Raw genomic sequence first — 19,935 nt, 5'->3', positions numbered from 1 at the left:
GAGTGCGGGGGTCATGGGTGGGAAACGGGACGGCCTGCGGGAGCTCTCCCGCCGCGCGGTGCGGGAAGAGATCGCCGAAGCCGCCACCGCGCTGTTCCTGGAACGCGGCTTCGAGGCGACGACCGTCGACGACATCGCGGCGGCCGTCGGGATGTCCCAGCGCAGTGTCTTCCGCTATTTCGCCACCAAGGAGGAGATCGTCCTCGGGCACTTCGGTCTCGTCGTGGACGACCTGCTCGCCGCCCTGCGCGCTCGCCCGGCCGACGAACCGGTGTGGACGTCCCTGCGCCGCGCGTTCGACGTGCTGGTGGCCCGCCGGGAGGCGCCGGGGCACCGGCTCACTCCGGCGCCGGTCCACCGGCTGGTCTTCGAGACCCCCGTGCTGCTCGCCGGCTACCTCCAGAAGCTGCAACAGGCGCAGGAGGCCGTCGTCACCGAACTGAGCGAGCGGGCCGCCTCGATCGGTGCCCCCTACTCCCCCGACGACCCGGCACCCCGCGCCCTGACGGCCGCGGCGTTCGGCTGCCTGGTCGCCGCTCAGCACTCCTGGTCCGTCTCGGCCGGGAAGGGGTCCTTCGCCGACGCCCTGGACCGGGCCATGGCAACGGTGGGGCCGCGTGGCTGAGGAACGCCGGGGCGCCGTGCCTGCGGCTCGGGGACGTGTTCCTCGATCCGGCCGAGCGATCCCCCTGGTGGCCACCGTCAGCCTGGTCACCGGGTTCGGCGCGTCGGTCGGCGCGGACGCCGACGATCCGCGGCTCGGTGGGCTGGTGGGCGAACTCCCGCGCGCGAGCGACCGGTTCCGCCGGCTGTGGGCGCCTGCCGGGCGAGATACGGTTGACGGCCGGTAGGTGACTTCCGGCAGTCAGCCCTCATAGACAACTGCTTCGGGAGCCTCCGCTCATGTCGACTGGCCGCAAGTTGGACACCGCCCTCCCGTCTTCCCCTCCCAGGGCACCACGAGCGGCGCCGACGACCCCGCTGCGCACGGCTGTCGTGTGGCTGGTGCCGATGCTGTGGACGTTCGTCTTCGGTCTGTGGGGGCTGTCGCGGCAGGACAGTATGTGGCGGGACGAGGCAGCGACCTGGCAGGTGGCTCAGCGCTCGACGGCGGAGATCTGGCACACATTGGCGAACGTCGACGTGGTCCATGGCCTCTACTACCTGCTGATGCACGGGCTGTTCACGTGTTTCGGGCCCGGCATCACGACCCTGCGGCTGCCGTCGGTGCTGGCCACAGCGGTCGCGGCGGCTTGCGTGGCCGTCATCGGCCGCCGCGTGGCGGGTACATGGGCGGGCCTGGCCGGCGGCATGGTGTTCGGGCTGCTGCCGGCCGTGCAGTTCCATCTCCAGGAGGGCCGGTCGTACGCGCTGGTGGCAGCCGGTGCGGCACTCTCCACCCTGCTGCTCACCACCGTCCTCCGACAGCCCGCCCGGACACGCCATTGGGCTGCCTACGGCACCGCCGTCCTCCTCACCGGCCTGCTGAACTGGCTCTCGCTCATGATCCTCGCGGCACATCTGACCACCTTGCTCTGGACCCGGGCCGGGCGCGCGGTCCTGGCTCGCTGGACGGTGGCGGCCGGGTGCGCCACCGCCGGAGTGCTGCCGCTGATCATGTTCAGCCGGAGCCAGTCCGCGCAGCTGGCCTGGATACCGCCGCTGTCCTGGCACATGCTGATCGGCCCGGCGGTGCTGCTGGCGATCGGCGGCACCTGCGCGCTGCTGGACCGGCCGCGGGCAGGCCGGCCGTCGGCGGCAGCCGTAGGGCTGCCGCTGCTCGCGGTGCCCCAACTCGGCCTGATCGCCCTGTCCTTGATCCAGCCGGTCTTCCTGGACCGCTACGTCCTCTACAGCATGCTGGGGCTGGCCCTCCTGATCGGTACGGCCGTCGGCACGACGATACGGGCGGCCGAGCCCCGCTTCCCGAAGGCGTCGAGGTGGATTCTCCCCGTCACGCTCGCCGTGACCATGACGGCCCTGCTGCCGCAGTCACTGGCCAAGCGGTCCCCGGCGAGCAGGGTGGACGACGTCCTGGCCGTCGCCTCGGACGTACGGCGCCTGAAGCGGCCCGGGAACGCGGTGCTCTTCGTACCCTCGCTCCGCAGGGACACCAAGTCCGTCACCCCGGACGCCTTCGCGGGCCTGCGGGACATAACACTGGCGGAGTCTCCGGAGAAGTCCGGCACTCTGAGAGCTGTCGAGACGGACCCGGACCACATACGCGCCGCGCTCCTCGCCGAACAGCGGGTCCTCCTGGTGACGGACGCGCCCCCGGCGGCCCGCCCGCCGAGAGGCGCCCAGGACACGATGAAGACCGCTGTCCTTGACAGGTATTTCAAACCGGTGGCCGACAAGCAGACCCGCGGCCGCAGGGTCATCGTGTACGAACGCCGGTCGACACCCCGCTGACGCCCCGCGGCGCCGTGCCGCCTGGCTGGAGGAGACGACGGCACCTGCGCTGAGCTGTGCTCCTCGAAGAGGCGCCGGGCGCGGGTCACGCCCTCGGGAGTCCGCCCCTGGGCTACGGCAGCCCCTTCGCGTCGCGCCCGGCCATGTGCCTGCGGAACAGGACGGCCGCGTCCAGCAGGCACAGCACGGACACCACGGCCGCGAAGAGTCGCACGGCCGTCAGGAGACCGGTGGCCGTGGCCAGGAGGCCGACGCCGATGACGGGGACGCCCACGCCGAGGTAGACGACGACGTAGAAGCTGGAGAGCACGTCCGCGCGCCTGCCCTCGGGAGCGGCACGGTTGATCTCGGTGATGCCGCCGAGGAAGGCCAGCCCCTGCCCGGCGCCGCCGACGACGGTGGCCGCCAGCAGCAGCGGGAGGGAGGAGAGGCCGCCGGCCACGGCCAGCAGCACCAGGCCGGCGGCCAGTACGACGAGGCCGGTGGTCTGGACGCCGAGAGTCCGGCGCCCCGCTGCCGCGATCTGGGCGAGTGCTGAGCACGCGAGCATCAACGTGACGGCGCCGCCGGCGAGGGCGAGGTTGTCGCTGCCGGAGAGTTTCGTGACGTAGGCCGGCACCAGGCTCAGGAACAGCCCGATCACGGAGAAGGCGAGGAAGCTCGCCGTGCCGCCGGCGAGGAACAGCCCGCGCATCGAAGCCGGGACGGTGGGACGGCGGGGGCGCCAGCGGGTCGTGGGCCGGGTGGCGGGAAGGGTGACCATGGTGATGGCCGCGGGGACCAGCAGCACGATCTCCAGGGCGTAGGGCAGGACGTAGGGCCAGGGGGCGTACTCGGCGAGCAGACCCGCGATCAGGGGGCCCGCGCCGAGCCCGCCGACGGAGGCGACCGTCGACACCAGGGCGGCCCGGCCCCGGTCGCCGCGGGGCTCCAGCTCGGTCAGTGCCGCGGTGAGCGCGCCGGAGGCGGCACCCACGGCGAGGCCCTGGAGCAGGCGGGCGGCGAAGAGCCAGCCGACGTCGTCGGCGAGCGCGAAGGCGAGCGAGCCGAAGGCGGCCAGCGCCACGGCCGGCAGGAGTACGGCGCGGCGCCCCACGGCGTCGGACAGCGGGCCGGCGATCAGTAAGGAGGGGATCAGCGAGGCCACGTACACCGCGAAGATCAGCGTGACCACGAGCGGGGAGAAGCCGAACTCGCGCTCGTAGCCGCGGTACAGCGGGGTGGGCAGGTTGGTGCCGGTCAGCAGGCAGAGGAGCGTATAGGCGGTGGCCCAGAAGCGGGCCGGGCCGCGCGGGGCGGGCTTGGACTCCGCGGGAGCCGTCAGGCCGTGCGTGGTCATCTGGTGGTCCTTGGGTCGGTGTCGCGGGTGCGTCGTCGCGGCGCGTCGGCCGGTCGCGTATGACCGGCGGTCAGTCAAACAAATGACCGACAGTCAGTCAATGGACGGGAACCGACTGGCGGTCAGATATATTGGGCAGCCCCTACAGGGCTCCACGACACCGCGTGAACGGAGGTGGGCATGCCGGCGACGACGCGGAGGAAGCGAGTCACCAAGAGCCCCGACGACCGCAGGGACGACATCCTGCGCGCAGGGCAACGCGTGTTCGGCACAACGGGCTTCGAACGCGCCACCATCTCCGAACTCGCGGACGCGGCCGAGATCGGCAAGGGCACCTTCTACCTGTACTTCGAGTCCAAGGACCACCTGCTCGGCGCGCTGTGGGAGCGCTATGTCGACGCCATCGTCTCCACCGCACAGGAGATCCTGGACGAGAGCGACGACTGGTGGCCCACCATCGACCGGGTGATGAGCGCCCTCGTCCGGCACGCCGTCGCGAACGCCGAACTGCACCGGATCGTCTACGGCTCGGCCAACGCCAAGGCCCTGGAGCTGTGCCGGCAGGCCAACCAGCGGGTCATCGACCTGATGTGCGCGTTCGTCGAAGAGGGCACGGACGCGGGCGCGTTCCGGGCCGGCGACACCCGCGTGGCGTTCCGCATGGCCTACCACGCGTCCGACGGCCTGCTGGACGACCTCATCGGCCAGGGGGACGGGTGGGCCGACATCGACGAGCACCGAGTGACCGCCATGGTCCTCGAACTGGTGCACCGCGCCCTGGGCGACCACACGTACGCACCCGCGTCGGCACACGGCTGAACCCGGCGGCCCGGCAACCGGCCCGAACGGTGCCGGACCGCTGACTCCGCGCCGGTGAGACACACCGGACGGTCGCGGGAGACGGCCCCGGCCGGTGGTGTGCAGCGGGGTCCCAGCGGGTCACGGGGATCGACAAGTCGCCCCGGATGACCGCCCGCACGGACTTCGAGGCCGCCCTGCTCCGGATACGCGAGTTGCTGCGGCCTGGCGGCACGCTGGTGGTGTTCGGTGAGGGCATGCCGGTCGCCGTTCCCCGGATGAGCTACGGGCCGGTGCGGGCCACCGCACGACGGACGTTGCCCGGTACGCGCCATCGACGCCACGTGCTCCGCCGGTACTCGCTGTCGTGGCGGAAGCCCGGCCGCGGAGGAGCGTGAGGGTCACGTCGCGTCGTCGTCCGTGCTGCCGAAGCGGTGGGCCGTGCAGAGGAGGGCGGTGATCGCGGTCAGCAGGAGGACGCCCGCCTCCAGGGCCGGCGGTGGCTGCCAGGTGCCCCAGTGGACACCGGCGGCAGCGGCGGGGCTGGCGGTGCGGCGCAGGAGGTCGGTGGCGTAGGCGAGCGGGTTGAGGGCGGCCGCGGTGGCCACCCAGGAGGGGAGGGTGGACAGGGGGACGAGCGCGCCCGATCCGAAGAGCAGGGGGGCGCTGGTCAGCGCCAGGAGCGTGCTGAAGGTCTCGGGCCGCCTGGTGTGTACGGCGGGTACGAGGGCGAGCGCGGTCACCGTGAAGGACGCCAGGGCCAGTTCCGCGAGGAGGGCGGCGAGCGGCAGGGGCCGGTAGGGCAGTCCGCCGGCCGGTGCCAGGGCGAGCAGGACGGCGCCCTGGGCCGTGGCCGTGGCGCAGCCGCCGAGGCAGATCCCGCACAGCAGGCTCGACCGGCGGGCGGGGGTGACGAGCAGCTCGCGGATGGTGCCGTTGTACCGGTCGGTGATCAGACGGATGCCCACGCTGATGGCCGGCGCCTGGATGGCCATCAGCAGGATGCCGGGATAGATGAAGGCGCGGTACTGGCCGCCGACGGCGCTGTCGGGGACGAGTGCGGACAGGCCGCCGCCGAAGGCGAGCAGGAACAGCAGGGGCTGCAGGAGCATCAGCACCGTGTTCGTGGGGTTCGCGGTCAGTCGTAGCCAGTCGCGCGTGATGAGTGCGTGGACGGCGCGCACCTCCTGGCGCACGCCGGCCTTCCCGGCCCGGTACGCCCCGGACGAGACGCGTGCCGTCGTCATGGGGTGCCGCTCTCGGGCTCGAAGGGGCGGCCGGTGTGGTGGAAGAAGACGTCGTCCAGGGTGGGCACGGTGGCGGTGGCCGTGTGGATGTGGATGCCGTGGACGCCGAGGGTGGCGCACAGCCTGGGCAGCCACTCGGCGCTGTCGGTCACCGGCACGGTGACCTCCTCGCCGCCGTCGAACGCGGTGCGGCCGTGGTCGGCTCTGAGCAGGGCGGCGGCCCGCCGGTTGTCGCTGGTGCGCAGCCGTACGGTCTCCTGCCCGAGGGCGGATTTCAGGCCGGCGGGCGTGCCGTGGGCGACGATGCGACCGTGGTCGATGATGGCGAGCCGGTCGCAGTACTCGGCCTCCTCCAGGTAGTGCGTGGTGACGAAGACGGTGATGTGCTCGTCCTCGCGCAGGCGGCGCAGGTGTTGCCACAGGCGGGCGCGGGCGGGCGGGTCGAGTCCGGCGGTCGGTTCGTCCAGGAAGAGCACGCGGGGTTCGTGCAGCAGGGCGCGGGCGATGTCGAGGCGGCGGCGCATGCCGCCGGAGAGGGTGCGTACCCGTGCGTGCCGGTGTTCGGCGAGCCGGGCGGCGTTCAGCACCTGGCCGGTGCGGGAGCGGGCGTCGGAGCGGGACAGACCGTGCAGGCGCGCGTGCAGTCGCAGGCTCTGGGCGCAGGTCAGGTCGCGCTCCAGGGCGCTGTGCTGGAAGAGGACGCCGACGCGGCGGCGCACCAGGTGCGATTCGGTGAGCACGTTCGCCCCGGCGACCCACGCCTCCCCCGCGGTGGGTCTCTTCAGCGCGCACAGCATGGACACGGTGGTGGACTTCCCCGCGCCGTTGGGGCCGAGGAAGGCGAACATCTCGCCGGTCGCGACGGTCAGGTCCACGCCCCGTACGGCGTCCTGGCCGCCGGGGTAGGTCTTGGCCAGTCCCCGGGTGTGCACCGCGTACGGCAGGGCGCGCCGGGTTCCCCGGCCACCGGCGGCGGTGTCCGTGCCGGGGCTCGGACGCCCGGTCATCAGCGGTTCCCGGTGAGGGGCAGGGGCGGGACGGTGATGACGGGCGTGTAGCCGCGTTCGTGTGCCGGTTCGCCCACGGGTTCGGAGCCGACGGCGACCCAGGCGTGGGCGCGGAAGGGTTCGGTGCGCACGCCGGTGCACCAGGTGGGCCAGGTTCCCCACGCTCGGCACAACAGGGCGGTGGCCAGGGAGCGTTGCAGGCAGCTGCGGTCGGCGGCGCAGCGCGGGCTGACGGTGATGACGGCCTGCCGGGCCGCGGCGGCCTGCTGCCGGGTGGCGGGGACGGCTCCGCGGCGCAGCAGGTGCAGGACGGCGCGGATGCGGCGCGGTCCGGCGCCGGCCAGCGGGCGGGCGGCGGCCACGGCCAGCCGGGCGAGCAGGCGGCGCAGCGGCGGGACGATGGCCGGTTGTGGTGCTCCGACGGGGTCGGTCATGGTGAGTGCTCCTGGTGCGGTGGCGAAAGTGTCTGTCTCGGGCGTCCGCCGGGCTCCCGGGCCTCCCCCGGGCTCCCGGAGTCCGGGGAGCGGCTGATGCCTGGCGGCTCAGTCACGCAGCAGCCCGGCCCGCCGCAGGGCTTCCACGAGCCGCGCGACGTCCTCCCCGGCGCGCGCGACGGCCTGCGGATAGCGTTCCGCCAGGGCCGCGGCGGCGTCCTCGGCGGTGGCGCCCCGCAGCAGCAGGCGGAGGACGAGCGCACCGGTGGGATTCAACTGGCGGTATTTCCCGGTGCGTTCGTCCAGCAGGACCATGGCACCGCCGTCGGTGTCGACCGCGGTCACGTACGCGGCCAGCGATACGGACATCAACGCGCTCCTCTCATCGCCGTACCCCTTGTTCACCGTGCTGTCGCGGCGGGCGGATCCGGCACCGGGGCCGGGCCGTCGTCGTCCAGCGAGCGGAGCCACACCTCGCAGCCCAACGTGTGGAGCAGCGGGTCGAGTTCGGCGGCGGTGGCGTGGTGGCGCAGGGCGCGGCGCAGCCGTTCGGCGTCGATCAGCCCGGCGTCGGCCAGCAGCGAGTCCTCGGTCAGGGCCAGCAGTTCCCCGCGGTGGCGGCGCAGCCCGTGGTAGAAGTCGGCGTCGTACGGGCCCTTGTCCGGGCGGGCCAGGAGGTGCGCGGGCACGGTGCCGGACAGGGCTGCGCCCAGCAGCGGTTTGTACGCACCGGGCCGTACGGCTTCCAGCGGGCGGACCGACAGGGCGGCGGTGACGACCGCGTCGTCGGTGTAGGGCAGGGCCAGGTCCGGGCCGGCCAGCGTCTGGTTCAGCACGCGGATCGTGTTGCCGCCCTCCCGGACCTGTTGCAGCGCGCAGTGCACGGACCGCTGGGGCGCTAGCGGTTCGGGGCTGTCGGCCGCCGCGCTGCGCAGCGCGTCCGTCATCATCGCCACCGCCTCGGGGGTGGCCCAGCCCGGTGCGCGGGGTTCGGGCTGCCAGCCGAGCGTGTCCGTGAAGCCCGACGGCGGTGGGAGGGTCAGGTGTCCGGCGGCGTCCCGCAGCCACCGCCGGTAGGGGGTCCGTCCGAGGAGGCCGCGGGCCACCGAGAGGTGACCGGCGCGCCATTGGTGGCGTTGCCTGCTCAGCAACCGCCATGCCTGCCACGGCCGGGTGGCGGCCAGGTCCTGGAGGTGGCAGGGGAACGGCGTGAACATCTCGTCGCCGCCGCCACCGCTCAGATGGAGCCGGGAGCCGTGCTCCGTGACCCGCCGCAGCAGGTCGGTCTGTTTGGCGAAGTCGCGTACCCATGCACAGGGTTCCTCGCTGGGCAGCCGTAACCCGCCGACGCCGGCGAACCAGTCGGGAGACTCCTCGCCGGTCAGCACCAGGTGGGTGGCCGACGGCAGTGCCGCGCGGGCGCGCGCGGCCCAGACGGCGTCTTCGTTGTCCGGGTCCCGTCCCTCCCAGTGCACGGTGACCAGCCGGTCCGCTTCCCGTGCGGCCAGGAAGCACAGGCTCGTGGAGTCCAGCCCTCCGGAGAGATCGGCGCTGACCGTGCCGCCGCCGGCCGTGCAGGTGCCGATCGCGTCCGTCAGTGCCGTCCGTACCTCGGCCGCGGCCTCCGTCAGGGACAGGTGCGGTTCGGGCGGACTCCACCAGCGGGCCCGGGGCCCGGGGCGCCCGTCGCGCTCCCACACCAACGCCTCCTGCGGGGGTACGGCACGCACGTCGCGCCAGTAGGTGCGGTCGGCGAGGACCGTGGAAGCCACCGGCGGGTGGAGAAGCCGCACGGCGAGCGCCCCGGGGTCGGGGTCCGCGCCCGACAGGGCTGCCAGCACATCGGCGCGGTCGGCCGCCACCGGTACGCCGTCGATGTGTGTGGTGAAGACACGGCGTACGGCCGATGCCGTACCGCGCGCCCACACCCGTCCGCCGACGGAGGCCAGCACATGGAAGCTGCCCGCCAGGCCGGTCACGGCCCGTTCCGCCTCCGCGGGCCGGCGCACCCGCTCGATCCGCCGCCGTAGCGTCCCGGCCCGCACGCAGCTCCGGCCCAGGAGCACGATCCGTGCCTCGCCCGCCCAGGCCGACACCTCCTGGCCGGCGTCCCACCGGCCCACCAGCCAGGGCCGTCCGGAGGCGTGCGGCACGCGGCGCACGTCCTCCCGGTCCAGCCGCTCCGCGACAGCGGCGGCGGCCGGTGCGTCGGGCAGCATCACCCACCAGTCGTCCACGGCACTCCTTCTCCTCACGGACAGGTCCAGCGCCCCCACGCCCGGTGGGCGCGCACGGTCGCGCGCGCCCACCGGGTTCACAGCACCTGGCTCACTGGCCTCAGGGGTAGCGCCAGTACGGCGGCAGCCCTCCGTCGTAGCGGTTGCCCCACGGCCACCCGAGGGTGACCTCGGCGAAGTCGCCGGCCTCGCTCAGCATCGGCGCCTCGTAGACCTCCTCGTGGTCCTCCATGTCTGTCACCTCCTTCCGTGTCCTTCGAGCCGAAGGGGTGTGGACCGGCGGCCCGTCCGCCGGCATGCGGGGTCCGGTCCCGCAACGGTGATGACCGAACCGGCGTGGGATAACCGGCTGAACCGCATAAACACACCGCACGAATGAACGGGCAGCACAACCCTGACAAAACCGCACCACTCACCACGGAAAGTGCCTACGTCGCGCCATGCGCGTGCCCGCGCACATCACCGGCCGCCCCGCACCACCGCGCGCGGGAGGGTTTCCGCGCATGCCACAGGGGCCCTGCGGACCGTTCCGCAGGGCCCCCGCTCCGCTTCTCAACCCTTCACGAGGTGGCGGGCCCGCCCGGTTCAGGCCGGCTGCAACAGCAGGGCGCAGATGTCGTTCGGGAGCTGGTCCAGTGCCGACTCCAGCGTGCCGGGCGAGACGTGGTCGCGTACGACGGTGGTGACGGCCGCCGCCATCCTCGGCACGTCTTCGGCGTCGACCCTGGCTTCCTGGACGAAGCGGTTCACGTAGCCGTCGGTGTCGTACTTGATGGGCACGGAGCTCGGGGTCCAGCCGTCGTAGTAGGCGCCGCGCAGCAGTTCGGGGAGTTGTGCGGCGAGGTGGGCCGACGCCTCGACGGTGAGCCGGTCCCGGAGGGTGTGCAGCCGGTGCGCAGGACCCGGTGAGCGAGATGGCGGTCGTCCGTTCCCAGGGCTTGCGCGACCGCCTTGAGCCAGATGTTCGCACTGTGGATGGCGTGCTCGAAGTCGGATGAGCGGGTGGTGGGCATCGTCTTACCTTCACTTCGTTCGCCCGGGCATGGAGCGGCGGGGAGCGTGCCGGACCCGGCGGGTGCGGCACGCTCCTCGGCTCAGTGCTTGTCGGGGCGGGCGACGCCGATGGTGAGGCCCATGGCCGCCAGTCCGAGCGCCATGGTGATGATGCCGGTCAGGACGTTGTTCCAGATGACACCGGCCCGTGCGCCGTGCGTGGCGGTGACCACCCAGGGCGCGATCAGGAGCCAGACACCCAGGGGTACCAGCGCCCAGGCCAGACGGAACATCCGCTCCGGCACGAGGGCCAGGCCGAGACCGATCAGGCCGATGGTGATGCCGACGATCAGGTTGTTGGCGGTGATGTTCCGCAGGCCCGCGAAGTGGACGGCCCACGGCGAGATCGCGACGTACAGACCGGTCAGGAGGATCAACCCCTCCAGGGCGATCGCCCTGCCGGTGGAGGCGGTGCGTTCGAGCCGCTCCCGCATCTCCGCCATCTCGGGGTGTCCGGTCATGCCGGTGGAGTATTGCGGATACGACATGGGCGTCGTCTCCTCTCCAGCATTGAGGCTTATGTGCTTTTTATCCGAATTCCCCTACTTGGGTGAGTGAAGCAACACCCACGAGCCCCACACTGTGATTCACGTCACACCTCTCTGTGCGCACCAGCAACCCGGAAACCGTGGGCACCACGGTGACCTCGGGTTTCGGGGCGTAAGGCGGCGGGGACCCGGTGGTGCACCCCGCGGAAGGGAGGCGAGCCGTGCCCGACACCGAACAGGACCGCATTCGGGAGGCGGCCCTGCCGCTGACCGGTCCGGACTCCCTGGACCCCCTGCTGGACCGCATCGGCGACGCCCGCTACGTCCTGCTGGGCGAGGCGTCCCACGGCACCGCCGACTACTACCGGCTCCGTGACGAGCTGACCCGCCGGCTGATCGAGGAGAAGGGGTTCTCCTTCGTCGCGGTGGAAGGCGACTGGCCCGACTGCCACGCCGTGCACTGCTCGGTGGTCGCGGCCCCGGGCGCGCCCGAGGACCCCGGCGAGGTGCTGGCGGGCTTCGACCGCTGGCCGGCGTGGATGTGGGGCAACACCGAGGTCGCGGCCTTCACCCGGTGGCTGCGCCGGCACAACGAGGGGCTGCCCCCCGAGCGGCGCGTCGGCTTCTTCGGGCTGGACGTCTACAGCCTCTGGGAGTCGCTGCACGCCGTCCTCGCCCACCTCCGCGAGCACGACCCCGAACGGGTGCGGCCCGCCCTGGACGCGTACCGGTGCTTCGAACCGTACGCCGAGGACCCGCACGCGTATGCGCTGGCCACACGGTACGTCCCCCAGGGATGTGAGCGGGAGGTGATCTCCCTGCTCACGGAGACACGGCACCGGGCCGCGCGGACGGCCTCCCCGGACGGTTCGCTCACGGAGTTCGCCGCCCGGCAGAACGCCGAGGTGCTGGCCGGTGCGGAGCGCTATTACCGGGCCATGCTGGACAGCGGCCCGGACTCCTGGAACATCCGCGACCGGCACATGGCCGACACGCTGGACCGGCTGATGGAGCACTACGGCCCCGATGCCAAGGCGGTGGTGTGGGAACACAACACCCATGTCGGGGACGCCCGCGCCACGGACATGGCCGACATCGGCGAGATCAACGTCGGTCAGCTGGTCCGCGAACGGCACATGGGCGCGGGCGTGGCGCTGGTCGGCTTCGGTTCGTACACCGGCACGGTGATCGCCGCGGACGCCTGGGGTGACGCGCCCCGGGTCATGGAGGTGCCGCCCGCGCACACCGGCAGCCTGGAGGACCTGCTGCACACGGCGCTGCCCGGCGAGCGGGCCCTCTTCGTCTTCCCCCCTGTGCAGTTCCAGCGGCCGCCCGCCACCGGCCGGCGCGCGTGGTTCCACGAGGAGCGCGGCCACCGGGCCATCGGGGTGGTCTACCAGCCGCGCTACGAACGCATGGGCAACTACGTGCCCACCGTCCTGGCCGAGCGCTACGACGCCTTCTGCTATCTCGACCACACCCGGGCCCTCACCCCGCTGCGCCCGACGGCCGCGGCGACCCCCGAGGCGGACACCTGGCCCGCCGGGGTCTGACGCCGACGGGGCCGTGCAGCGGCGCCGGATGTCTCGCGCCGGGTCTCGTACCGGCCGTTTCCACGCGGATCGCGCCGGAGGAGGCGGACGACCTGACCGCGTGCGGGCCGCGTGCGGGGTCTCAGCGGCTCCGGCCGGGGCCGGCGGAATTACCATGGGCACGGGCCCTGTTCCCACTTCCGTGCCCGACCCCGCGCGGGTATACATCCGCACACCACGGGAAATCCTGCCGTCCACGGGTGGACGCCATGAAAATCGAACTCATTCAACGGGCCGCCAACGTGCTGTTCGACGTCCCTGACGACATGCACGCGGAGATCATCATGCTCATCACGGCCGTCTCCGAGGACCGGCGGGCCCAGGTCCCTGATCTTGCCGCGGCCTTCGGCGAATGGTGCTGGCTGGTGTACACCGTCCACGACGACGTCGTCGAGGTACTGGATGTCGGCTGCGCCGGGTGACCGCGGCCGGCCGCCGACCGGCTGCAGGAGTGACGAAGGGCCGTCCGGCACGACGCGTCGGCCCCCGTGGGACTTCCACGGAGGCCGAGGCAGGTCCGTCAGGTGGTCGTGCAGGCGGTGCCGTTGAGGGTGAACGCGGCAGGCGAGGTGTTGGCGGTCGACTTGCCGCCGGTGAAACCGACCGTGACCGAGCCGCCCGCGGGGACCGTCGACGTGTACGGAGCGGCGGCGACCGTCACCGAGGCGCCGTTCTGGGTCGGGGTGCCGCCCCACATCGTGCCGATGGTCTGGCCGTCGGGGAAGCTGAAGCCCAGAGTCCAGCCGCTGATGGCGGCGGTGCCGGTGTTGCCGATGGTGATCTCGCCCTGGAAGCCGCCGGGCCATTCACCGGTGACGCGGTAGCGCACGGAGCAGCCGGCGCCGGGGGTGCCGGTGCCCTTCTCCGTCCTGACGGTGACCGTCGCGGACCGGGGCGAGCGGTTGCCGGCGGCGTCCTTGGCGTAGACCGCGAAGGTGTACGTCGTGTCGGCGGTCAGGGAGGAGACGGTGACCGTGGTGGCCGTGGTGGAGGCGGCCGTGGTCTCCGTGGTGCCGTTGAGGCGGACCACGTTGTAGCCGGTGATGCCAACGTTGTCACGGGCCGCGGGCCAGGTCAGGGTGGCGGAGGTGGGCGAGACGCCGGAGGCCGTCGGGGTGCCCGGTGCGGTCGGGGCCTCGGTGTCGGGGGCGGTGCCGCCGAAGACCGTGGCCTCGCGCGAGGTCGCGGCGATGCCGTTGGCGCCGTGGAAGATGCGCTGACCCCAGGAGCTGAGCCGGGCCGGGTCGAAGTCGATCGCGAGGTCGAGGACCGGGTCGGTGTTGCCGCTCCAGGACCAGGCCAGGTAGCCGAGGTCGAGCTGCTCGGCGACGGCCATCATGGTGTCCTCGTCCGGGTCGCCGTACTGGTCGGCCGGTCCGCCGAACTCACCGATGACGAGGGGGAGTTTCGCGGTGACGAAGGCGTTGAGATAGTCGGTGATCTCCTGCGCGGTGTCGAAGACGCTGTACATGTGGATCGAGAACAGGAGGTTGCCGGTGGTGTCGGCGTCGTACACCGCGCGGGCGTTGGCGCGCATGACGCCCTGCCAGTCCTGGCCCCAGTTGGGCGCGTCCACCATGATCGTGTGCTGGAAGCCCGCCGCGCGGAGCTTCTTGACCGCGGCGATGGTGGGCTCGGTCCACCCGGCCGGGTTCGTGTTGCCCCACGGCTCGTTGCCGATGTTGACGATGACGTAGTCCTCTTGGCCGGCCAGGACGTCCTTGAGGCTGATCCAGTAGTCGGCGGCGTGGTCGAGCGTGCCGGCGGCCGAGTCCTCGCCGTAGCCGGTGGTGTCGTGCACCTCCAGGACGCAGATCAGGCGGTTGGCCTTGCAGTCCTGGACGACGGACGCGACGTCCTGCGGGGTGTTGCGGGACCAGCGGTGGCCGTCGGAGAGGACGACGCGCACGGTGTTGGCCCCGAGCGCCTTGACGTCGGCCAGTGACCGGGTCTCGCCCGGGTACCAGGTGTGCGCGTGGTTGACGCCGCGCATCACGAAATCGTTGCCGTTGCCTTCGAGGAGGCGGCCGTTGCCGATGTGCAGCCCCGTCGCGGCGGCGGCCGGGCGGGAAACGGCGTGGGCGGGGACCGGGGAGAGGGCGAGCAGGCCGAGCACGGTGACCACGGCGGCCAGCCATACGGCGACCGGGTTCCTCGGTGTCGTACTTGTCGTTGGTCTCACTGCGACTCCATGAGTGGGTGAACAAGTCGGCCGACAACATGTGGGAGCGCTCCCATACAGCCAGTTGCGACAGGGGCACGTCAAGAGACTGGCCAGGATGGGAAAGGGCTTTCTCAATGGTGTTCCGGGCGTCGAGCCCAGCGATCAACGCGGTCGACGGCCTCCTGCCGCCCAGCCGCCTCGGCCGTCCTCCGAGGCCCCCGTTTCCGGTGCCGCGGTGAGCTGGACGTGGGCCTGGGCACGGCCCCACCGGTCCAGCAGCCTGCCCATGCGTTTGGCGGTGTGCAAGGTGATGGTCCGCTCGCCGATCCGCAGCCCGGGATGGCGGTGCAGGATGCGTTCCTCCAGGGTCAGGCAGTCGGCGGGCGAGCGCAGCCACACGGACAGCAGCAGGTTGTCCGGCCCGGTGACCGACGCGCACAGCCGGGTCTCCGGCAGCCCCGCCAGCGCGTGTGCCACGGCCTCGGTGCCGGGCCCCGGGGCGGCGATGCGGAACGCGGCGATGACCGGCCAGCCGGCCAGTTGCTGGGTGAGGTCGCACCGGAAGTAGACCTCACCGCCCGCGATCATGCGCGCCAGCCGCCGGCGTACGGTCGTCTCGCTCAGTCCGCACTCCCGCGCCAGCTCGGCGTGGCCCCGGCGAGCGTCGGCGCCGAGCGCGCGCAGGAGCCTGCGGTCGCCCTCGTGCGGTCCGCCGCCGGGCCGTGCGCGGGTACGGCCGTCGCCGCCGGTGAGATGGGTGCGCTGGCGTTCGTTGAGCGTGTGCACCAGCCATCCGCTGCCCTCGCGGTACACCCGGGTACAGATGCTCAGCCGTACCGACCGCACCCCGTCCAGGCGTCCCAGCCGCCCGGTGACGAAGTCGTCCAGGGACGGCAGGTCGTACGCCGCCACGCCCAGGAACAAGGCGTGGTCGCCCGTGGTGCGTTCCACGCTGAACACCGGTCCCCAGTGGCACAGTTCGGTGGTCAGCGCGTCGACCGCGCCGGGCGCGCAGGCGAGGTCGACGTAGCCGACGACCGAGGCGTGCTGGGCCGGGTAGGCCGTCATCCAGGCCAGGCCGTCGGCGGTGAGCCGCCGCCAGCGGCGTGCGGCGGTGGTGGCGTCGATGCCGATGACGGAGGCGATCTGCGCCCAGGTGGCGCGCGGCCGCAGTTGCAGGGCCTCGACGAGGGCCAGGTCGGTCTCGTCGGGGGCGTCCGGGAGGGCGGGGTCGGTGGGCGGCACGCGTCTCATCCTGTCAGCGCGGACGGCCCGGCTGAAGGGCCCCGGCCCATAACCGGGTTGCCGGATTCCGGCGGCAAGTCCCCTCGGCTGCCGGAATCCTGCGATTGCGCGGTGTGAAGCGGCGGACGGTGCAGGGTGTCCGCCAAGCGTCGCCTCGCACGGCGGGAGGACCCCTTTGCTCAGAACCACCCGGACCACCGCGGTCCTGCTGTTCACCGCCTGGGCCGTCGATTACATCGACCGGCAGGTGATCAATCTGGCGCTGCCGTCGATCGGCGACGCCTTCGGTCTCAGCCACGCGGAGCGGGGCGTGGTCCTCTCCTCGTTCTTCGTCACCTACGCGCTGACGCAGCTTCCCGCCGGCCTGGTCGCCGCGCGCTTCGGCGGTGCGCGGGTGGTGTGCGCGGCCCTCGTCCTGTGGTCGGTGTTCACCGGACTGACCGCCGTCGCCTGGTCGTTCACCGCGCTCGTGGTGTTCCGCTGTCTCTTCGGCGTGGCCCAGGGTCTGTTCCCCGCCGCCGCCATCGACACCCTCAGCCGGCGAAGTCTGCCCGAGCAGCGGCTGACCGCCAACGGCTGGATCCAGAGTTCCAACGCGGTCGGCGGGTTGCTGGCCGCCGTACTGGGCGGGCTGCTGCTGGCCCACTGGGACTGGCGGGTGATGTTCGCGGCCGTGTCCGTGCTGGGCCTGCTGGTGGTGGTCGCCCTCCGGCGCGGGCTGCCCGGACCGCTGCCCGCCGAACAGACCGGTCCGCCGCTGAGCCGGCCGAAGGGAGCCGCGACCGCCCTGCTGCGGTCGCCGGTCGTCTGGGGCTTCGCGGTGATGTTCCTCGCCTACGACGTCGTCGTGTGGGGGCTCAACAGCTGGAGCGCTTCCTTCCTGATGGAGGAGCGCGGTCTGGCGGTGGCCGACGCGGGGCTGGTGTCCCTGGCGCCGACCCTGCTCGCGGCGGTCGCCGCCGTCATCGGGGGCCGGCTGAGCGACAGGTTCGAGGGGCGCCCCCGGCGGATCGTCGTCCCGGCCATGTGCGTGGCGGGCGGACTGCTCGTCCTGCTGCCGCTCACCACCACGCTGGCCCAGTTCGTGGTGGTCGGCACGCTCGTCAGCGGGGCCGTCGGCCTGTGCTACATGCCGTGCTTCTCGGTGCCCCTGCGCAGCCTTCCGCCGGGCCTGACGGGTACGGCCTCGGGAATCATCCTGTTCGGCGGCCAGTTGGCGGGCATCGTCGTGCCGACCCTGTTCGGTCACATCGTCGACGCCTTCTCCTATCGCACCGCGTTCTGGTCGTTGCTCGTGGGTCCCGTGCTCGCCGTCGCCGCCGTGCTCTGGGTGCCCCAGACCTCCCCCCGTTTCCTGGCGCGTCTGCGCGCCGTCGTCACCGACACCCCGAAGGAGGACGACAGTGATAGCTCCGCTGCCGCCCACTCCGCCTGAGACCGGCCTGAGCCGCGGCCTCGCGGCCCACCTCCCGCACTGGGAGGAGGTCTACCGCGATCTGCACGCCCATCCCGAACTCGCCTTCGAGGAGCGACGTACCGCCGCCGCCGTCGTCCGGGAACTGGCGGACGTGGGCGGATGGGAGACCACCGAGCGGGTGGGCCGGACCGGTGTGGTGTCCGTCCTGCGCAACGGCGCGGGTCCGGTGGTCTGGCTGCGGGCGGACATGGACGCCCTGCCCGTGCGGGAGGAGACCGGGCTCCCGTACGCCTCCGTCGAGCCGGGGCTGATGCACGCCTGCGGTCATGACGTGCACGTCGCCGCCCTGCTGGGGGTGTGCCGGCAGCTCGCCGCGCACCCCGGCGCCTGGAGCGGGACCGCGGTGGCCGTCTTCCAGCCCGCCGAGGAGGTGGGCCACGGCGCGCGGGCCATGCTGGACGACGGTGTCCTCGACCGCTTCCCCCGGCCCGATGTGGTGCTGGGCCAGCACGTGGGCCCGCTGCCCGCCGGTGTGGTGACGACCAGGCCCGGCCCCCTCATGGCGGCGGCCGACAGCCTCCGGGTCACCCTGTACGGCGCGGGCGCGCACGCCTCCGCCCCCCATCTCGCCGTCGATCCGATCGTGATGGCGGCGGCCGTGGTGCTGCGACTCCAGACCCTGTCCGCCCGTCTGGCACCGCTGTCCCCGTCACCGCTCCTCACGGTCGGGGCCCTGCACTCCGGCACCGTGGCGAACGTCATCCCGCACACCGCCGAACTGCTGTGCAGCCTGCGGACGTTCGACGAGCAGACCCGCGAGCGGGTCCTGGCCGACATCCGGCGCGTCGTCGACGCGGAGGCCGACGCGCAGGGCGCCACCCGTACGCCGGACATCACGACGTACGACTCCTTCCCCCTGACGGTCAACGACCCGGCCGCCACCGAGCGCGTCCTGGCGGCCGTGGGCGACGCGGGTGCCCTGGGGCACACCCTGCCCGCTCCGCTCTCGGCCAGCGAGGACTTCGGCCGGTTCGCGGCGGCGGCCGGGTGCCCGTCGGTGTTCTTCCACTTCGGCGGCGCTGACCCCGGGGACTTCGACGAGGCGGCCGTGGCCGCGCTGGAACGCGGCACGCTCCCGCCGGGCACGGCCACGAACCACTCCCCGTACTACGCGCCCTCCGACCGGCACGCCGTCGCCGCCGGGGTACGCCACCTCCTGGCCGCCGCCGCGTCCTGGCTGGACCCCCAAAACGGAAGGACAGCCGCGTGAAGTCCTGGAAGCCCGTTCTCCTCGCCGCCGCGCTCGTCCTGGCGGGGGCCGCCCCCGCGGCCGCCGCGCGGACCGGCTCCCCCGTGCCCGCAGTGCCCGACTGCGCCTGGGAACCACTGGGCTACCAGACGTCCAACGTCGCCTATCCGGACACCAATGCCCGGTACTGGCTGCTGCGTTACACCGTGCGCAAGGGCCTGACCATCCGGCTCGACGGCCGCTTCCCGGACGCCCGCTACGCCTCCATCGCCACCTACGACGCCCACCGCAGCAGCTTCACGGGCCCGGACGGAACCCCGTCCGCGCTGACCGACCATCAGCTCGTCCCGGACCGGGGCAGCGGCAACCCGTACCGCCGACCCGCCCGGCCCGGCGGCAAGTTCACCGTCACGGTCACGGAGGCGCCGGCGGGCCGGCCCAACGCCCTGCCGCTCGCCCCCGCCGGCACCCCGGAAGGCGCCGAGGGGACCGTCGTCCACCGGATCTACCTGCCGCACGGGAAGTTCCGCCTGCCGAAGGTCACCTTCGTCCAGGACGGGCACCGCGTCCGGGTGGGGACGTGCGCGGACGCCCTGTCCCCCGGCGCTGCCGCCGTCGGAGCGCCCTCCGGGACCCCGTCACCGGCCGGGGAGGGCACCCCGCCCCGGCCGGCCTTCTCCCGGTCGGGCGGTGCCGGTCTCTACCCCAACCCGGACAACGCGTATCTGAGCGCCGGCTTCGACGCGCCGCCCGCCGGACAGGTCCTCGTCGTCCGCGGCAAGGCGCCCACCGCGACCGCCGGGGACCGCGCCCGGCCCTGGCCCGCCGGGAACGCCCAGGTCCGGTACTGGTCGATGTGCGACAACCTGTGGTGGGGGCCGGGCGAGGTGGTCGCCAACCCGCTGCCCGGCGGCGGGGTGGACCCCGGCTGCCGCGCGGACTTCGACACCCGTCTCTCCCCGGCCGGCACCTACACGTACGCCGTCGGTACGGAGGAACAGCGGGCGGCCGTCGAGCGCGTGCCCGGGGTCACCTTCCTGCCGCTGTCCTCGGCCACACCGACCGCCCGGCACCTGCTGATCCTGCGGAACATGGTGGCCGCGCCCGGCTTCGCCGAGGCGATCCAGCGGGTTCCGGCGGGGAGCGACGCGGCCCGCACCGCCGAGGTGATGGGCGCGTACTACCCCAAGGCGGCCTATTGCGGCCTGAGTCTGCTCGCCGAGTCGGGGCCGGAGGCCTGCCCGGGGTCCTGA

The 19,935-nt window shown here is 72.9% G+C and carries 21 protein-coding genes; 10 read left to right on the top strand and 11 right to left on the bottom strand.

Annotation, left to right across the window (positions count from 1 at the left end):
• The first annotated feature begins 13 nt into the window (after window positions 1-13).
• The 3 genes from ACSURM_RS35745 to ACSURM_RS35735 all read left to right on the top strand — a co-directional run bounded on the left by ACSURM_RS35745 (window position 14) and on the right by ACSURM_RS35735 (window position 2,412).
• Complete coding sequence (locus ACSURM_RS35745) at window positions 14-625, top strand: TetR family transcriptional regulator (protein ID WP_436960109.1); 612 nt, start codon at window positions 14-16, stop codon at window positions 623-625.
• 67 nt (window positions 626-692) lie between these two features.
• Complete coding sequence (locus ACSURM_RS35740; RefSeq protein WP_436960108.1) at window positions 693-851, top strand: MmyB family transcriptional regulator; 159 nt, start codon at window positions 693-695, stop codon at window positions 849-851.
• Between the two features lie 160 nt (window positions 852-1,011).
• Window positions 1,012-2,412 (top strand): glycosyltransferase family 39 protein, encoded by a 1,401-nt coding sequence (locus ACSURM_RS35735; RefSeq protein ID WP_436961255.1) that lies wholly within the window; start codon window positions 1,012-1,014, stop codon window positions 2,410-2,412.
• 112 nt (window positions 2,413-2,524) lie between these two features.
• Here the strand turns inward: ACSURM_RS35735 and ACSURM_RS35730 are convergent, their stop codons facing one another.
• Window positions 2,525-3,751 (bottom strand): MFS transporter, encoded by a 1,227-nt coding sequence (locus ACSURM_RS35730; protein WP_436960107.1) that lies wholly within the window; start codon window positions 3,749-3,751, stop codon window positions 2,525-2,527.
• A gap of 180 nt (window positions 3,752-3,931) precedes the next feature.
• Between ACSURM_RS35730 and ACSURM_RS35725 the strand changes: the two genes are divergently transcribed.
• Window positions 3,932-4,570 (top strand): TetR/AcrR family transcriptional regulator, encoded by a 639-nt coding sequence (locus ACSURM_RS35725; RefSeq protein WP_436960106.1) that lies wholly within the window; start codon window positions 3,932-3,934, stop codon window positions 4,568-4,570.
• Between the two features lie 146 nt (window positions 4,571-4,716).
• Window positions 4,717-4,947, top strand: coding sequence for a hypothetical protein (locus tag ACSURM_RS35720; protein WP_436960105.1), 231 nt, complete (start codon window positions 4,717-4,719; stop codon window positions 4,945-4,947).
• 3 nt (window positions 4,948-4,950) lie between these two features.
• Here the strand turns inward: ACSURM_RS35720 and ACSURM_RS35715 are convergent, their stop codons facing one another.
• The 8 genes from ACSURM_RS35715 to ACSURM_RS35680 form a co-directional block, all read right to left on the bottom strand.
• Window positions 4,951-5,796, bottom strand: a complete 846-nt coding sequence (locus ACSURM_RS35715; RefSeq protein WP_436960104.1) for an ABC transporter permease — start codon at window positions 5,794-5,796, stop codon at window positions 4,951-4,953.
• Entirely contained in the window at window positions 5,793-6,803 is a 1,011-nt protein-coding gene (locus ACSURM_RS35710; protein ID WP_436960103.1) for an ATP-binding cassette domain-containing protein, read from the bottom strand. Before ACSURM_RS35710 ends, ACSURM_RS35715 begins: the two co-directional genes overlap by 4 nt.
• Window positions 6,803-7,237: a lasso peptide biosynthesis B2 protein gene (locus ACSURM_RS35705; RefSeq protein ID WP_436960102.1), complete on the bottom strand. Its 435-nt coding sequence runs from the start codon at window positions 7,235-7,237 to the stop codon at window positions 6,803-6,805. The genes ACSURM_RS35710 and ACSURM_RS35705 overlap by 1 nt, the downstream gene beginning before the upstream one ends.
• A 108-nt stretch (window positions 7,238-7,345) precedes the next feature.
• Complete coding sequence (locus ACSURM_RS35700) at window positions 7,346-7,606, bottom strand: lasso peptide biosynthesis PqqD family chaperone (RefSeq protein WP_436960101.1); 261 nt, start codon at window positions 7,604-7,606, stop codon at window positions 7,346-7,348.
• A 32-nt stretch (window positions 7,607-7,638) separates the two neighbouring features.
• Entirely contained in the window at window positions 7,639-9,474 is a 1,836-nt protein-coding gene (locus ACSURM_RS35695; protein WP_436960100.1) for an asparagine synthase-related protein, read from the bottom strand.
• A gap of 100 nt (window positions 9,475-9,574) precedes the next feature.
• Window positions 9,575-9,706 carry a keywimysin-related RiPP gene (locus ACSURM_RS35690; RefSeq protein WP_436960099.1) on the bottom strand — a complete coding sequence of 44 codons (132 nt, stop codon included), beginning with the start codon at window positions 9,704-9,706 and terminating at the stop codon, window positions 9,575-9,577.
• Window positions 9,707-10,059: 353 nt separating this feature from the next.
• The gene (locus ACSURM_RS35685) at window positions 10,060-10,362 is read right to left on the bottom strand and encodes a DUF2267 domain-containing protein (protein ID WP_436961254.1); all 303 of its coding nucleotides are present in this window, start codon (window positions 10,360-10,362) and stop codon (window positions 10,060-10,062) included.
• Between the two features lie 206 nt (window positions 10,363-10,568).
• Complete coding sequence (locus ACSURM_RS35680; RefSeq protein WP_436960098.1) at window positions 10,569-11,015, bottom strand: SPW repeat protein; 447 nt, start codon at window positions 11,013-11,015, stop codon at window positions 10,569-10,571.
• 221 nt (window positions 11,016-11,236) lie between these two features.
• On the opposite strand from ACSURM_RS35680, the gene ACSURM_RS35675 reads away from it, so the two are divergent.
• Together ACSURM_RS35675 and ACSURM_RS35670 are read left to right on the top strand one after the other, a co-directional pair.
• Window positions 11,237-12,568, top strand: coding sequence for an erythromycin esterase family protein (locus tag ACSURM_RS35675; RefSeq protein ID WP_436960097.1), 1,332 nt, complete (start codon window positions 11,237-11,239; stop codon window positions 12,566-12,568).
• A gap of 248 nt (window positions 12,569-12,816) precedes the next feature.
• A complete protein-coding gene (locus ACSURM_RS35670) occupies window positions 12,817-13,029 on the top strand; it encodes a hypothetical protein (protein WP_359041541.1) in 213 nt (70 codons plus the stop codon).
• Window positions 13,030-13,127: 98 nt separating this feature from the next.
• Here ACSURM_RS35670 and ACSURM_RS35665 read toward each other — a convergent pair whose 3' ends face one another.
• On the bottom strand, window positions 13,128-14,789 hold the full coding sequence (locus ACSURM_RS35665) for a cellulase family glycosylhydrolase (RefSeq protein WP_436960096.1): 1,662 nt from the start codon (window positions 14,787-14,789) through the stop codon (window positions 13,128-13,130).
• Between the two features lie 144 nt (window positions 14,790-14,933).
• On the bottom strand, window positions 14,934-16,016 hold the full coding sequence (locus tag ACSURM_RS35660; RefSeq protein ID WP_436960095.1) for an Lrp/AsnC family transcriptional regulator: 1,083 nt from the start codon (window positions 16,014-16,016) through the stop codon (window positions 14,934-14,936).
• A 175-nt stretch (window positions 16,017-16,191) separates the two neighbouring features.
• Between ACSURM_RS35660 and ACSURM_RS35655 the strand changes: the two genes are divergently transcribed.
• From ACSURM_RS35655 to ACSURM_RS35645, 3 genes are read left to right on the top strand one after another with little or no spacing between them, the layout of a single operon-like run.
• A complete protein-coding gene (locus ACSURM_RS35655; protein ID WP_436960094.1) occupies window positions 16,192-17,451 on the top strand; it encodes an MFS transporter in 1,260 nt (419 codons plus the stop codon).
• Window positions 17,420-18,703: an amidohydrolase gene (locus tag ACSURM_RS35650; protein ID WP_436960093.1), complete on the top strand. Its 1,284-nt coding sequence runs from the start codon at window positions 17,420-17,422 to the stop codon at window positions 18,701-18,703. The genes ACSURM_RS35655 and ACSURM_RS35650 overlap by 32 nt, the downstream gene beginning before the upstream one ends.
• Complete coding sequence (locus ACSURM_RS35645) at window positions 18,700-19,935, top strand: hypothetical protein (protein WP_436960092.1); 1,236 nt, start codon at window positions 18,700-18,702, stop codon at window positions 19,933-19,935. Before ACSURM_RS35650 ends, ACSURM_RS35645 begins: the two co-directional genes overlap by 4 nt.

The sequence above is a fragment of the Streptomyces sp. SudanB182_2057 genome, from assembly GCF_964272715.1.
GTDB classification, from domain to species: Bacteria; Actinomycetota; Actinomycetes; order Streptomycetales; family Streptomycetaceae; genus Streptomyces; species Streptomyces rubradiris.
This window is presented reverse-complemented; position numbering and strand designations above follow the sequence as displayed.